Below are 13,862 nucleotides of genomic sequence, written 5' to 3' on the forward strand. Positions count from 1 at the left end.
GTAGCGCGGCTAGGGAATGGGCGAACCGGGTCGGGTCAGCGCAGAACGGGAAGCGCGAGGCGTACGGGCGGAGGTGTAGCGAGGGGGCGGGTAACGAAAGACATCAGAATCACCATTGTTGTTGTTAATTGGACCGTGCGAACGATGCGCATGGCCAACCGGTCTGTTGCCGGCAGTGGGGCGATCCTAATCGGCCAAGCTTTCAGCTACCTTTCGCTGATGAAAGCATTGAGCGGTTGTGGCACCGGTCGTCGGACTGCGCCGAGGCGGCGCAATTACGGCAAGGCGTAGGCTCAGGCCTGCAGTGAATCGGCGGCGCGCACAGTTTTGCGGGAACGAGCCTGCTTTCTAAACGCATCAGGAGGGAAACACATGGCAAAGATTCACAGCGGCGGCTGCCATTGCGGACACTTGCGCTATCAATTCAGCGGGCCGCTGCACGACATCGCACATTGCCATTGTTCGATTTGCCGGCGGGTCAGCGGCGGCATCGTCACCACTTGGATCACCGTGCCCGCAGCAGACTTTGCCTGGCTGGGCGGGGCGCCATCGCGCTACGACTCGTCCGCGAGTTGCGTGCGATATTTCTGCCCGACCTGTGGGGCGCAAGTCGCGCTGATCACGCAGCTCAGCCCCGAGAGCATCGATGTGACCATTGCCACCCTTGATCACCCTGAACACGCCCCGGCCGAGCGGCATATCTGGAGCGACAGCCGCTTGCCGTGGCTGCACCTCGACGAGCATTTGCCCAGCGAAGCCGAAGAAAAAATCTGATCAGAAAATAGCCAGGTTCAGCGGTCGGACCGCGCCCATCCAGATCGCGTGTTCAGTGTGATCGAGCAAATCATTGCCGGTGTCCGGGTGCAGGAACACCACCAGACCGCGGCGATTGAGCGCCAGCCACGGCAGCACCTGGCCAAGCAACTCTGGCTCGAAGGCCAATTGGCAGCTCCAGTCCGGGTGCGGCCCGACCGGGCGTTCGTGGAGGCGGCCCATTTTCAGCGCAAACAACGCAGCCGCTTGCTCACACAAGGCGCGCGCCTGATCGATGGTGCTGGCGTCGAAATAAACGTGGGCGTGGTAGCCGGTGATCTGTTGCATCTGCACCTCTCGGAAACTCGTTCGAACCCTCGCCGATTCCTACAGGTCACACGCCATATACGTACAACTTATAAGAAGGGATAAGGAGATCAGCCATGAAAAATGCCGAAACCCCGACGGTAAAAGTGGTGCTCTATGGTGCCATGAGTAGCTTGGGCAGTGCGCTGATGGCTGAAATGCTGAGGCGCCAGCATGAAGTGATCGCGATTCTCGATGACCTGACGGCGCTCGCGCCACGCCCCGGTCTGCGCACCAAAAACGGTGATCTGTTTGACTCCGAACGGGTCAAGCAAAGCGTCGCCGGCAGTTCGGCGGTGATTTGCCTGTTGGACGCGCCGGGGCTGCCAATCAGCAGCGAACATGTGGAAAAAACCATCGTCCCCGGCCCGGTCGAACAAGTGCTGGCGGTTGATGCGCTGATCGACGGCATGCAAGCCGCCGGTATTTCCCGAGTGTTTGTCGTAGGAGATTTCGCCGAGCTCGACGAGCCGGAAGTGGAGGACAACCTGCAACTGCACGCCGCCGAAGAAATCCTCGAAGCCCTGCAGGGCAGCGGTTTGCAATGGACGCTGGTGGACGCGCCGCGTGGCGTGGCCGGGTTGACCATCGAGCATTTCAGCCAGGTCAGCAGCTCGCTGGAACCGGGCCTGGCCGAACCGCTTGAGCGCTTGAATCGCGTGGCGGTCGGCATCGCCGATGAACTGCGTTTGAATCTGCACGTCGGCGAACATGTGAACTTCGTCGCGGCGACAGATTACTAGAAACGTTCACACCGCAATCGAAGGAAAGGGCAGGCCGGTCAGCGATTGCGCGCTGGTTGCCTGCTCTTCCATCAGCCAATCGAGAAACTGCTGGATCAACTCGCCGCGACGTTTGCGTTGCGGCAACACCACGTAATAACCCAATCGGGAAATCAGCGTGTCGGCGATTGGCCGACACAACAAACCCTGCGCCAACAAGTTATCCACAAGGTGCCGCCAACCGATTGCGACGCCCTGTCCGCCAATCGCAGCCTGGATCAGCAAGGTGTAGTTGTCGAAACGCAACTGCCCCGGCGCCGGCGCAGACGTAATCCCCAACTCGCGAAACACGCCGCTCCAGTCGAACCAGTTACTGCTGTTCTCGCCGCGCAAATGCAGCAGCGGCAAGTCCAGCAGCGCCGGCACCGGCAAGGGCAGGGCGCGGTCCTTGAGCAACAGCGGGCTGCACACCGGAAACACTTCCTCACTGAACAACCAATGACTTTCGCCCTGTTTGAAGCGGCCATCGCCGAAGAGCACGGCGACGTCGATATCGGTGCGCAGCATGTTGTGATTGCGTTCGCTGGTGACGAGGCTGACGTCGATGTGCGGATTGGCCTGGTGAAAGCGGTGCAGACGCGGCATCAGCCAATACGCGGCGAAGGCGAAATCGGTGGCGACTTGCAGCACTTCGTGGGAATGCTGCGCGCTGATCGCGGTGAGTCCTGCGTCGATATTCTGCAAACCGAGCTGAACTTGCTCGAACAGGATGGTCCCGGCTTCAGTCAGTTCGATGCCACGGTAAATACGATCAAACAGTCGTGTGCCGAGCTGCTCTTCCAACCGTTTGATCTGCTGGCTGATCGCCGGTTGGGTGGTGCCGAGCTCCACCGCTGCGGCGGTAAAACTGCGCTGACGGGCCGCTGCTTCGAAGGCGCGCAGCAGGTCGAGGGACAAATCACCGAGGGCGTCATACATAAGCTGTGCTTATCCTAGTCATTGCTTGGCGTGGGCTTTACCGCAAATCGCATGGCCTCCATGCTCGGTGGCAGCACTCTCGCATAAATATTCACTATGGAATGCCGCGATCACATGAAGCGCAAGAATATTCTTTTCATCATGGCCGATCAGATGGCCGCGCCAATGTTGCCGTTCTACGGTCCTTCGCCTATCAAACTGCCGAATCTCAGCCGCCTCGCCGCCGAAGGCGTGGTGTTCGACGCCGCGTATTGCAACAGCCCGTTGTGCGCGCCGTCGCGTTTTACTTTGGTCAGCGGTCAATTGCCGAGCAAGATCGGCGCTTACGACAATGCGGCCGATTTCCCCGCCGACGTCCCGACTTACGCGCACTATCTGCGTCGCCTCGGCTACCGCACGGCGCTGTCGGGCAAGATGCATTTCTGCGGCCCGGACCAACTCCACGGCTATGAAGAACGCCTGACCAGTGACATCTATCCCGCCGATTACGGTTGGTCGGTAAACTGGGACGAACCGGACGTGCGCCCGACCTGGTTCCACAACATGTCCTCGGTGCTGCAAGCCGGGCCGTGCGTGCGCACCAATCAACTGGATTTCGACGAAGAAGTGGTGTTCAAAGCGCAGCAATACTTGTTCGATCACATCCGCGAGGATGGCGATCAGCCGTTTTGCCTGACCGTGTCTATGACTCACCCACACGATCCGTACACCATTCCCAAGCCGTTCTGGGATATGTACGACGACGCCGACATCCCTTTGCCTACGACGCCGCCGCAATCCGAACTCGACCCGCACTCGCAGCGCCTGCTCAAGGTTTACGACCTGTGGGATAAGCCATTGCCTGTGGATAAGATTCGCGATGCGCGCCGCGCGTATTTCGGCGCGTGCAGCTATATCGACAGCAACGTCGGCAAACTCCTGCAAACGCTTGAGGAAACCGGGCTGATCGACGACACGATCATCGTGTTCTCCGGCGACCACGGCGACATGCTTGGCGAGCGTGGCCTCTGGTACAAAATGCACTGGTTCGAAATGGCCGCCCGCGTGCCGCTGTTGATCAGCTCGCCAGGGCAGTTCGGCGCGGGCCGGGTCAGCGCTGCGGTTTCGACGGCCGACCTGTTGCCGACGTTTGTTGAATTGGCCGGCGGTTCACTGGAGCCGGGCTTGCCGCTCGATGGCCGTTCGCTGGTGTCGCATCTGCAAGGGCAGGGCGGGCATGACGAAGTGTTCGGCGAGTATATGGCCGAAGGCACCATCAGCCCGTTGATGATGATTCGGCGCGGCGCGTACAAATTTATCTACAGCGAAGACGACCCTTGCCTACTCTTCGACGTACACAACGACCCGCGCGAACAGGAAGAACTCAGCCAGTCGCATCGGCCGTTGTTCGACGAGTTTCTCGCCGAGGCGCGGGCCAAATGGAACATTCCGCAGATTCATCAACAAGTGCTGCAGAGCCAACGGCGCCGGCGTTTCGTCGCCGAGGCCCTGACCATCGGCAAGCTGAAGAGCTGGGATCACCAGCCGCTGGTCGACGCCAGTCAGCAGTACATGCGCAACCACATCGACCTCGATGATCTGGAGCGCAAAGCACGTTATCCACAACCCTGCCAAAACCAATAATGTGAAGGGGAAGTCCATGCAAACGTTATCCACAGTCGTGACGGTCGGGCTGCTGGCTCTGGGCAGCGCTTCGGCGTTTGCTGATCAGAGCTGCGAGACGGTGAAAATGGCTGACCCGGGTTGGAGCGACATCGCCGCCACCAACGCCATCACCGGGTTTCTGCTGGACGGCATGGGCTACAAGGCCAAAATCGATACGCTCGCCGTGCCGATCACCTTTGGCGGGCTCAAGGACGGCCAGGTCGACGTTTTTTTGGGTAACTGGATGCCGGCGCAGCAGGGCTTCTACGACAAGTTCGTGGCGAATGGCGATGTCACGCAACTGGCGAAAAACCTCGACGGCACCGAGTTCACCCTGGCCGTGCCGGATTACGTCTGGGACGCCGGCGTGCATGATTTCGCCGATTTGAACAAATTCGCCGACAAGTTCGACAAGAAGATCTACGGCATCGGCTCTGGCGCGCCGGCGAATATTTCGCTGCAGGACATCATCAAAAAGAACGATTTCGAGCTCGGCCAATGGAAACTGGTCGAGTCCAGCGAGCAGGCGATGCTGGCAGAAGTGTCCCGCGCGGTTAAGAAACAGAAGTTCGTGACCTTCCTCGGCTGGACGCCGCACCCGATGAACGTGCAACTGAAAATGCATTATCTGAAGGGTGGCGAGAAGTACTTCGGCGACACCGGCAGCGTTTATACATTGACCCGCAAAGGTTATGCACAGGCGTGCCCGAACGTTGGCAAACTGCTGACCAACCTGAGTTTCACCCAGGACATGGAAAACAGCATCATGGCTGAGGTGGTGAACAAGAAAATCAGCAACGCCGAAGCGGCCAAGGCGTGGATCAAGGCCAACCCGGCGGTGCTCGACAAGTGGCTGGACGGCGTGAAAACGCTGGATGGCAAAGACGCGCTGGGGGCGGTGAAGGCCAAGCTTTGATTGGGTGATCCTGGATTTTGGTATGGCTGGAGATCGCCCCCTCACCCCAGCCCTCTCCCCAGAGGGGAGAGGGGGAAAGGGAGCAGATCTCCACGCTTTTCAAATCCTGAGTTCGGCTCGGACATTCAGATCTATACGGCTGCGCCTTTCGAATCCTGAGTTCGACTCAGGCTTTCAGGTCGATGTAGCTCCAGAGAACAACACGGTCAGTCCCCTCGCCCCTCTGGGGAGAGGGTTAGGGTGAGGGGGCGGTCCAACTGATACCCCTCTCACCCTGCTACCCTTGCGCAAACTCCCACCCGAGAGGACCCATGGCATTCCCCAGCCGCCATTCACTCTTTCCTTTTCTGAGCTGGCTGCCGCGCCAGACCCGCGCCAGCGTTGGCCGCGATGCGATCGTTGGCCTCAGTGGCGCGATTCTCGCGCTGCCACAATCCATCGCCTACGCCCTGATCGCCGGGTTGCCACCGGAATACGGCTTGTACGCGGCGATCATTCCGGTGTTGATCGCTTGTTTGTGGGGCTCGTCGTGGCACCTGATCTGCGGTCCTACAGCGGCGATTTCCATCGTCCTCTACGCCAGCGTCAGCCCACTGGCCGTGCCCGCGTCGCAGGACTACATCACGCTGATCCTGTTGCTGACGCTGCTGGCGGGTATTTTCCAGTGGTTGCTGGGTCTGCTGCGCTTCGGCGCATTAGTGAATTTCGTGTCGCATTCGGTGGTGCTCGGTTTCACCCTCGGCGCCGCCGTGGTGATTGCCATCGGGCAGATGCCGAATCTGCTCGGTCTCGACCTGCCGAACGAAGCCACGGCGCTCAACAGCCTGATGACCCTGATCACCCACCTTGGGGCTGTGGATAAACCTTCGTTAGTGTTGGGGATCGCCACAGTTGGCGTCGGCATCGTGCTGAAAATGCTTCTGCCGCGCTGGCCGACGTTGTTGCTCACGCTGGTGCTGAGCGGTTTGCTGGTGTGGCTGTGGCCGTCGATGTTTGGCCACGTGCATCTGGTCAGCGCATTTGTCGGGCGTTTACCGCCCTTCAGCGCGGTGCCGCTGGACCTGGAATTGATCCTGCGTCTGCTGCCGAGCGCGGTCGCGGTGGGCATGCTCGGGCTGGTGACAAGCCTGTCGATTGCCCGCTCGTTGTCGGCGCGCTCGCAGCAATTGCTCGACGCCAATCAGGAAGTCCGCGCCCAGGGTTTATCGAACATTGTCGGGGCGTTCTTTTCCGGCTCGCTGTCCGCCGGTTCATTCACGCGTTCGGGTCTGAGCTACGAGGCGGGCGCCTGCTCGCCGCTGGCCGGGGTGTTTTCGGCGTTATGGGTGGCGTTGTTTGCGATTTTCGGCGCGGGTTTGATCGCGCACATTCCGATCCCGGCGATGGCCGGGAGCATTCTGTTGATCGCATGGGGATTGGTCGACCACCGCGCCATTCGTGCCTTGCTACGGGTCAGCCGCGCCGAATTTGTGGTGATGGCGCTGACCTGTGTCGCGACGTTGCTGCTGGAATTGCAAACGGCGATTTACGCCGGGGTGCTGGCGTCGCTGTTTTTCTACCTCAAACGCACGTCGCAGCCGCGCGTGCAGCACTGGCGCGATGGCGATGAAGATATTTTGCGTGTCGGCGGTTCAATCTTCTTCGGCGCCAGCCATTACCTGCAAGTGCGCCTGCAGCGGATGCACGGCGCCCGCGTGGTGATCGAGGCGCAGCACATCAACTTCATCGACTATTCAGGAGTGGAGATGTTGCACCAGGAAGCGCGGCGGCTGCTCAAACAGAATCGCAGCCTGACCCTGCGCGGGGCGCGACCACCGGTGGTGGAGGAACTGCGCAAGTTGGAAGGCCCGGACAAATGCCCGATCCGGTTTGAGGACTGAATTACCACCACTCCTTGTAGGAGCGAGGCTTGCCCGCGAAGGCGATATTTCAGCCGACATCTCTATCGAATGACACGGCCTCTTGGCGGGCAAGCCTCGCTCCTACAAGGGCAGGGTTATGCGGCCAGTTGTCGGCGCAGTTCGGCCAGCACCGGCGCGGTGTCGGGGCGTACGCCGCGCCACACGAAGAACGCTTCCGCCGCTTGTTCGGCGAGCATGCCCAAACCGTCCATCGCCACTGCCGCGCCTTGTTCCCGGGCCCAGCAGCAGAACGAGGTCGGCTCTTTGCCGTACATCATGTCGTAGCACACCGTCCGACCCGGCTCGACCAGACTTCCGGCAATCGGCGGTACATCGCCTGACAGGCTGGCGGACGTCGCGTTGATAATCAGGTCAACCGGCTCCTGCAACCAATCAAAACCACTCGCAGAAACCGGCCCCAGATCGGCAAACAATTGCGCAAGCAATTCGGCTTTTTCCACCGTGCGATTGGCGATGATCAGCGACGCCGGTTGTTCCGCCAGCAACGGTTCCAACGCCCCGCGCACCGCGCCGCCGGCACCCAGCACAAGAATGCGTTTGCCCGTGAGGCTGAACCCGGCGTTCACCGTCAGATCGCGCACCAGCCCGGCGCCGTCGGTGTTATCGCCGAGCAGCGAGCCGTCGGCGAGTTTGCTCAACGTGTTCACCGCGCCCGCCCGTTGCGCGCGGGCGGTCAGGCTGTCGGCCAAACGATAAGCGTCTTCCTTGAACGGCACGGTGACATTAGCGCCACGACCTTCGACGAAAAATGCCTTGGCGAAGTCGGAAAAGTCGTCGAGCGGCGCCAGTGAGGTGCTGTAGTCCAACTGTTCGCCGGTCTGCTCGGCAAACAGACGATGGATCATCGGCGACTTGCTGTGGCCAATCGGGTTACCGAAAACAACATAACGATCCATCAGATTCCCTCGTTCAGGCCTCAGCCAGCCAATCGCGATCTTGCAGGAAGTACTCGGTCAGCCGCGCTTCTTCGCTGCCCGGCTCGGCTTTCCAGTCGTAGCCCCAGCGCACTTGCGGCGGCAGCGACATGAGGATCGACTCGGTGCGTCCGCCCGATTGCAGACCGAACAGCGTGCCACGGTCGTAAACCAGGTTGAATTCGACGTAACGGCCACGGCGGAATTCCTGGAACTCACGCTGTTGCGCGGTGAACGCAGCATGCTTGCGCCGCTGCACGATCGGCAGATAAGCGTCGATGAACGCGTCGCCGATGGCGCGCATGAACGCGAAACTGGTGTCGAAATCCCACTCGTTCAAATCGTCGAAAAACAGCCCGCCGATGCCGCGCGGTTCGTGGCGATGCTTGATGTGGAAATAGCTGTCGCACCAGGCTTTGTAGCGCGGGTAGACGTCGGCCCCGAACGGCGCGCAGGCCTGTTCGGCGATGCGATGCCAGTGGATGCAGTCTTCTTCATTGCCGTAATACGGCGTCAGGTCGAAGCCGCCGCCGAACCACCACACGGCCTCTTCACCTTCTTTTTCGGCGATGAAAAAGCGCACGTTGGCGTGAGACGTCGGCACATGCGGGTTGTGCGGGTGAATCACCAGCGACACGCCGAGGGCTTCGAAACCGCGCCCGGCCAGTTCCGGCCGATGGGCGCTGGCGGACGGTGGGAGACCGCTGCCAAAGACGTGGGAAAAGTTGACGCCGCCCTTTTCGATCACCGTGCCGTTTTCGATCACGCGGGTCCGACCGCCACCGCCGGCGGGGCGGGCCCAGGCGTCTTCGACGAAACGCGTGCCGCCGTCCTCGGTTTCCAGAGCGGCGCAAATGCGATCTTGCAGGTCAAGCAGGTAGGCTTTTACGGCGTCGGTGCGGGTCGTCATGTCATCACCTTGAATCGGGCAAAACTACGCGGCGCTCCATGGGAGCGGGGGCCGGCGCAAATGGGCGCGTAGCATAACATTGCACGCGGGCACGCCGCAGTTGACGAAGATCAAGCTAAGGAGTCCGATAGGCAGCTTCACAACGACGACGAATGGAGAAGGCAAATGGCTAAGCGTATCCAGATCCGCGCCCATGGCGGCCCCGAAGTGCTCGAGTATGTCGATTACCAACCCGCCGAGCCCGGCCCGCAGCAAGTGCGCGTCGCCAACAAGGCCATTGGTCTTAACTTCATCGACACTTATTACCGCAGCGGCCTCTATCCGCTGCCAGCCTTGCCGTCGGGCCTGGGCTCCGAAGGCGCGGGGATTGTCGAAGCGGTGGGCAGCGAAGTGACCCGCTTCAAGGTCGGCGACCGCGTCGCTTACGGCAGCGGTCCGTTGGGCGCCTACAGTGAAATCCACGTGTTGCCAGAAGCCAACTTGGTGGCGTTGCCGGACGCCATCAGCTTCGAACAAGCCGCCGGGGTGATGCTCAAGGGCCTCACCGTGCAGTACCTGTTGCGCCAGACCTATGAACTCAAGGGCGGCGAAACCATTCTGTTCCACGCGGCGGCGGGCGGCGTCGGTTCCCTCGCGTGCCAGTGGGCCAAGGCGTTGGGCGTGAAGCTGATCGGCACGGTCAGTTCAGCCGAGAAAGCCGCGCTGGCGAAGGCCAACGGCGCGTGGGAAACGATTGATTACAGCCACGAAAACGTCGCACAACGGGTGCTGGAATTGACCGACGGGAAAAAAGTCCCGGTGGTCTACGACGGCGTCGGCAAGGACACTTGGCTGACGTCGCTGGACAGCGTGCAGCAGCGCGGTCTGGTGGTGAGTTTTGGTAATGCGTCGGGCGCGGTGGACGGGGTCAACCTGGGGATTCTCGCGGCGAAGGGTTCGCTGTACGTGACCCGGCCGACCCTGGCGACTTATGCGAACAACGCCGAAAACCTGCAGCGCATGGCCGATGAGCTGTTCGAAATGATCAGCAGCGGCAAGCTGAAAGTCGACATCAGCCAGAAGTATTCGCTGGCCGATGCGGCGAAGGCGCAGAGCGAATTGTCGGCGCGGCGCACGACGGGTTCGACGGTTTTGTTGCCTTGACGGACGCCATCGCGAGCAAGCTCGCTCCCACATGGATTATGTGTTGATCACAAATCTCCTGTGAGAGCGAGCTTGCTCGCGATAGGCTCAATGCGGTCTCAGCCCGGGCGTACCACATTCCCGGTCGCCAGATCGCGGATCACGCTCGGGTTCTTGCGCCCACCGAGATTGCCGCCCAACACCCCATCAATCTGCCCACGGAAATACTGCTCGACGCGAATCCGCGTGCGCGCTGCCGGGCGGCCCTGCGGGTTGGCGGATGTCGACACCAGCGGCCCGACCAATGCGCACAAATCGCGCACCAGCGGATGATCGCTGACGCGCAGCGCCACGGTTTCGTGCACCCCGGTAATCCATTGCGGCAACTGGTTCTGGTGCGGCACCAGCCAAGTGTTCGGCCCCGGCCAAGTGCTGGCCATGCGGTCCATCCACAGCTCGGGAAAGTCTTCGAAGAGGAAGTCGAACTGGCGAATGTTGTCGGCCACCAGGATCAGGCCCTTATCCACCGCCCGCCCCTTGATCATCAACAAACGCGCCACCGCTTCTTCATCCCACGGGTCGCAACCCAGACCCCAGACGGCTTCGGTCGGGTAGGCGATTACCGCTCCTGCGCGAATTGCTTGCGCGGCTTGCTGCACACGCCAACTGTTGACCATGAAAAACTCTCCGGAATAAGGCTCTGCGCAGTTTACCGATTCTCCTTATAAAACCTAGCTCACCCGCGCAAACCAGCGACCGCTTTCGCACACCGCCCGGCCATCCATTTCCAGTTCGGTCAGCGCCACCAGCACTTTCGGCAGCGCCCAACCGCTGCTGTGCGCCAGCGCTTCACTGGTGTGCGGCGCCGCGTGCAGCAGCATCAGCAACGGATGAATCGCCGGCGCAGCGTTGATGGCCAATGGCAATTGCTGCCAGCCGCGCAAGGCTTCGAGGATGTGCTCGATGGTTTCCACCAACATCGCGCCGTCGCGGATCAGTTGATGGCAACCCTTGGCGCCGGGGTGATGAATCGAGCCCGGAATCGCATAAACCTCGCGCCCCTGTTCCGCCGCCAGCCGCGCAGTAATCAGCGAACCACTGGCGACGCTGGCTTCGACCACGAGCACGCCGAGCGACAGACCGCTGATGATCCGGTTGCGCCGGGGGAAGTTGCTGGCGGTCGGGCCGGCGTCCAAAGGGAATTCGGAAAGCACCGCGCTGCCGCTGGCAATCATCGCGTCGGCGAGGCGGCGATTGCGCTGTGGATAAAACTTTTCAAGTCCCGTGCCAAGCACCCCTACCGTTTGCCCGCCAACGTCCAAAGCGCCTTGGTGCGCGGCGGCGTCGATGCCGAGCGCCAAGCCGCTGGTGATGACAAAACCGGCACCGGCCAGACTTCGTGAAAACGCCGCCGCCGTGTCCATTCCCGGTCTCGAAGCGCGGCGGCTGCCAACCATCGCCAGTTGCGGTTTATCGAGGATGCCGGGGTCGCCAGCGACGAACAGCAGCGGCGGCGCATCGCTGATTTCCGCGAGCAGCGCCGGGTAGTCCGGTTGGTCCCACATCAGCAAATGCTGGCCCGGACGCTCTAGCCAGGCCAATGCGTGATAGGCGCCGTCGCGAATATCCTCCGCGCGCCGCGCCTCGGCGCAGCTTGCCGGCAAGCCCAGCGAGCGCCAGGCACTGGCCGGTGCGCTGATGGCTTTGGAGGCCGAGCCGAAGGCTTCGAGCAGTTTCTTGAAACGCACCGGGCCCAGATCGGGCAAGCGGTGCAGGCGTAGACGAGCTTCCAGTTCCGCAGGCGAAACCGGTGCAGCAACAGCGATAGTCATGGATCATCCTTGATCGTTATGAGCCCCGTCGAACCGGGAATAAGCTGTGGATAACTCTGTTGGTAACTTGTGAAGCCTGCTAAGGATTGCGCACCTTGTCCATCACCGCCAGCGAGCGCGACGCGGTCAGGACCAAGCCATAACTGAGCTTGTCGTAAGTGCGGAAAACCATCAGCAGACCTGAACGTTCGTCGGGAATTTTCAGCGGCTGACCGGTCACGCGATCACGTACGGTTTCGCCGGTTTTCATCACCACCAGCACATTGCCTTCGGCCAAACCGTCGCGCTGGCCCTTGTTCAGCGTAACCACGTCCATCGCGCCAATCTGCGTGACGCCGCGCGGCACATCGATGATCAAGCCGTCGATCGGCGTTTTCGGTGCGCTGGGCATGAACGTCGAATTGATCGCGCGTTCTTCGCCGCTGAACAAACGGTCGCCGAGGCGCACTTCCTGGGTAGTGCGTTGCAGCGCCAGCGTCGCGACATCACCTTCGGTGGCGACAATTTCGCCGCCGCCGATGTCGTCGGCGTTGATCCCGAGAAATTCCTTGGTCTGCGGATCGGTGTAGACCTTGCCTTGGCGGAAGATCCCGTAAACCGGCTGATTCGGGTCGAAATGCCCGCGCGCGAAGATCCGGTCGCCAGTGCCGCTGAGCACTCGTTCGGCATCGCCGGCGACGATGTAAGGCGCGGTGTCGAAGTCCTCGACCTTGTCGACGATGCGGTTGCTCAGCAGAAAACTGTTGATCGATTGCAGCGGAATGCTCGGGATCGCATCGGCCACCGGGCTGCTGCGCACACGCGGCGAGAGCTTGATGGTGCCGCGCGATGTGCCGCGATTGAGCGTCAGGCGCGGCTGGCCGTCGACGTAAGTCAGGGTCAGCAAGTCGCCGGGATAGATCAGATTGGGGTTCTGGATCTGTGGATTGACCTGCCAGAGTTCGGGCCATTTCCACGGTTCACGAAGGAATTTGCCGGAGATGTCCCAAAGTGTGTCGCCCTGTACCACTGTGTATTGCTGCGGAAAACCTTCCCTGAGTTGCACTTGCCCGTGCGCCAAACCAGCCGAGGCCAGAAGGAGCAAGGCGAGTAGTGATTTCCTCATGCGGTGAATCCCTTTATTATGTGCGTTCGCGTAAAACGCCAGAGCCCCCGTGGCTCGCTTCTTCAAAAGAAGCTACGTTTTACAACGGTAGCCTGCATCCTCGGACCCGCCAGGCCATCGACCCGACTTTACCTCACATGTGCAGCAATTAAGCTTATGGCCATTTTAGACATCCTCGAATTTCCCGACTCGCGCCTGCGCACTATCGCCAAACCTGTGGCCGTAGTGGACGACGAAGTGCGTCAGTTGGTCGATGACATGTTTGAAACAATGTATGAAGCGCCAGGCATCGGCCTCGCCGCGACCCAGGTCAACGTGCACAAACGTATCGTCGTGATGGACCTTTCCGAAGACCGTAGCGAGCCTCGGGTGTTCATCAACCCCGAGTTCGAAACCCTGACCGACGAGATGGAGCAATATCAGGAAGGCTGCCTCTCGGTGCCAGGCTTCTACGAAAACGTCGATCGCCCGCAGAAGGTCAAAATCAAGGCCCTGGACCGCGATGGCAAACCGTATGAACTGATCGCCGAAGGCCTGCTCGCGGTGTGCATCCAGCACGAATGCGACCACCTTAACGGCAAGTTGTTCGTCGATTACCTGTCCAACCTCAAGCGCGACCGAATCAAGAAGAAACTGGAAAAGCTCCATCGCCAGAACGCTTGATGCCCTCCTTTCAAA

Annotated in this window: 14 protein-coding genes; 7 read left to right on the forward strand and 7 right to left on the reverse strand. The window is 60.8% G+C overall.

Features of this window, described 5'->3' with window-relative positions:
- The first annotated feature begins 372 nt into the window (after nt 1-372).
- Nucleotides 373-774, forward strand: coding sequence for a GFA family protein (locus tag BLU01_RS12600; RefSeq protein WP_092275606.1), 402 nt, complete (start codon nt 373-375; stop codon nt 772-774).
- On the opposite strand, the gene BLU01_RS12605 is transcribed toward BLU01_RS12600, so the two are convergent.
- Nucleotides 775-1,101 carry a DOPA 4,5-dioxygenase family protein gene (locus BLU01_RS12605; protein ID WP_092275609.1) on the reverse strand — a complete coding sequence of 109 codons (327 nt, stop codon included), beginning with the start codon at nt 1,099-1,101 and terminating at the stop codon, nt 775-777. It abuts the gene before it with no gap.
- Between the two features lie 95 nt (nt 1,102-1,196).
- Between BLU01_RS12605 and BLU01_RS12610 the strand changes: the two genes are divergently transcribed.
- The gene (locus tag BLU01_RS12610) at nt 1,197-1,862 is read left to right on the forward strand and encodes an NAD(P)-dependent oxidoreductase (RefSeq protein WP_092275612.1); all 666 of its coding nucleotides are present in this window, start codon (nt 1,197-1,199) and stop codon (nt 1,860-1,862) included.
- 6 nt (nt 1,863-1,868) lie between these two features.
- Here BLU01_RS12610 and BLU01_RS12615 read toward each other — a convergent pair whose 3' ends face one another.
- Entirely contained in the window at nt 1,869-2,819 is a 951-nt protein-coding gene (locus BLU01_RS12615) for a choline sulfate utilization transcriptional regulator (protein ID WP_092275616.1), read from the reverse strand.
- Between the two features lie 114 nt (nt 2,820-2,933).
- Here BLU01_RS12615 and betC point away from each other — a divergent pair, with 114 nt between their 5' ends.
- The 3 genes from betC to BLU01_RS12630 all read left to right on the forward strand — a co-directional run bounded on the left by betC (nt 2,934) and on the right by BLU01_RS12630 (nt 7,259).
- Nucleotides 2,934-4,442: a choline-sulfatase gene (gene betC / locus BLU01_RS12620; protein ID WP_092275619.1), complete on the forward strand. Its 1,509-nt coding sequence runs from the start codon at nt 2,934-2,936 to the stop codon at nt 4,440-4,442.
- A gap of 16 nt (nt 4,443-4,458) precedes the next feature.
- Nucleotides 4,459-5,379, forward strand: a complete 921-nt coding sequence (gene choX, locus BLU01_RS12625) for a choline ABC transporter substrate-binding protein (RefSeq protein ID WP_092275622.1) — start codon at nt 4,459-4,461, stop codon at nt 5,377-5,379.
- A gap of 311 nt (nt 5,380-5,690) precedes the next feature.
- Nucleotides 5,691-7,259, forward strand: a complete 1,569-nt coding sequence (locus BLU01_RS12630; protein ID WP_092275625.1) for a SulP family inorganic anion transporter — start codon at nt 5,691-5,693, stop codon at nt 7,257-7,259.
- A 116-nt stretch (nt 7,260-7,375) separates the two neighbouring features.
- Here the strand turns inward: BLU01_RS12630 and aroE are convergent, their stop codons facing one another.
- A complete protein-coding gene (aroE, locus tag BLU01_RS12635; RefSeq protein ID WP_092275628.1) occupies nt 7,376-8,197 on the reverse strand; it encodes a shikimate dehydrogenase in 822 nt (273 codons plus the stop codon).
- A 13-nt stretch (nt 8,198-8,210) separates the two neighbouring features.
- Nucleotides 8,211-9,125, reverse strand: a complete 915-nt coding sequence (gene hemF, locus BLU01_RS12640) for an oxygen-dependent coproporphyrinogen oxidase (RefSeq protein WP_092275632.1) — start codon at nt 9,123-9,125, stop codon at nt 8,211-8,213.
- 165 nt (nt 9,126-9,290) lie between these two features.
- On the opposite strand from hemF, the gene BLU01_RS12645 reads away from it, so the two are divergent.
- Nucleotides 9,291-10,268, forward strand: coding sequence for an NADPH:quinone reductase (locus BLU01_RS12645; protein ID WP_092275635.1), 978 nt, complete (start codon nt 9,291-9,293; stop codon nt 10,266-10,268).
- A gap of 98 nt (nt 10,269-10,366) precedes the next feature.
- On the opposite strand, the gene BLU01_RS12650 is transcribed toward BLU01_RS12645, so the two are convergent.
- The 3 genes from BLU01_RS12650 to BLU01_RS12660 form a co-directional block, all read right to left on the reverse strand.
- Nucleotides 10,367-10,924 (reverse strand): L-threonylcarbamoyladenylate synthase, encoded by a 558-nt coding sequence (locus BLU01_RS12650; RefSeq protein ID WP_092275638.1) that lies wholly within the window; start codon nt 10,922-10,924, stop codon nt 10,367-10,369.
- A gap of 54 nt (nt 10,925-10,978) precedes the next feature.
- Nucleotides 10,979-12,079 (reverse strand): DNA-processing protein DprA, encoded by a 1,101-nt coding sequence (dprA, locus tag BLU01_RS12655; protein ID WP_092275641.1) that lies wholly within the window; start codon nt 12,077-12,079, stop codon nt 10,979-10,981.
- A 79-nt stretch (nt 12,080-12,158) separates the two neighbouring features.
- Complete coding sequence (locus BLU01_RS12660; protein ID WP_092275644.1) at nt 12,159-13,184, reverse strand: LysM peptidoglycan-binding domain-containing protein; 1,026 nt, start codon at nt 13,182-13,184, stop codon at nt 12,159-12,161.
- Nucleotides 13,185-13,340: 156 nt separating this feature from the next.
- Here BLU01_RS12660 and def point away from each other — a divergent pair, with 156 nt between their 5' ends.
- Nucleotides 13,341-13,847, forward strand: coding sequence for a peptide deformylase (gene def, locus BLU01_RS12665; protein ID WP_092275647.1), 507 nt, complete (start codon nt 13,341-13,343; stop codon nt 13,845-13,847).
- The last annotated feature ends 15 nt before the right edge of the window (nt 13,848-13,862 follow it).

The organism is Pseudomonas prosekii (assembly GCF_900105155.1).
GTDB lineage: Bacteria > Pseudomonadota > Gammaproteobacteria > Pseudomonadales > Pseudomonadaceae > Aquipseudomonas > Aquipseudomonas prosekii.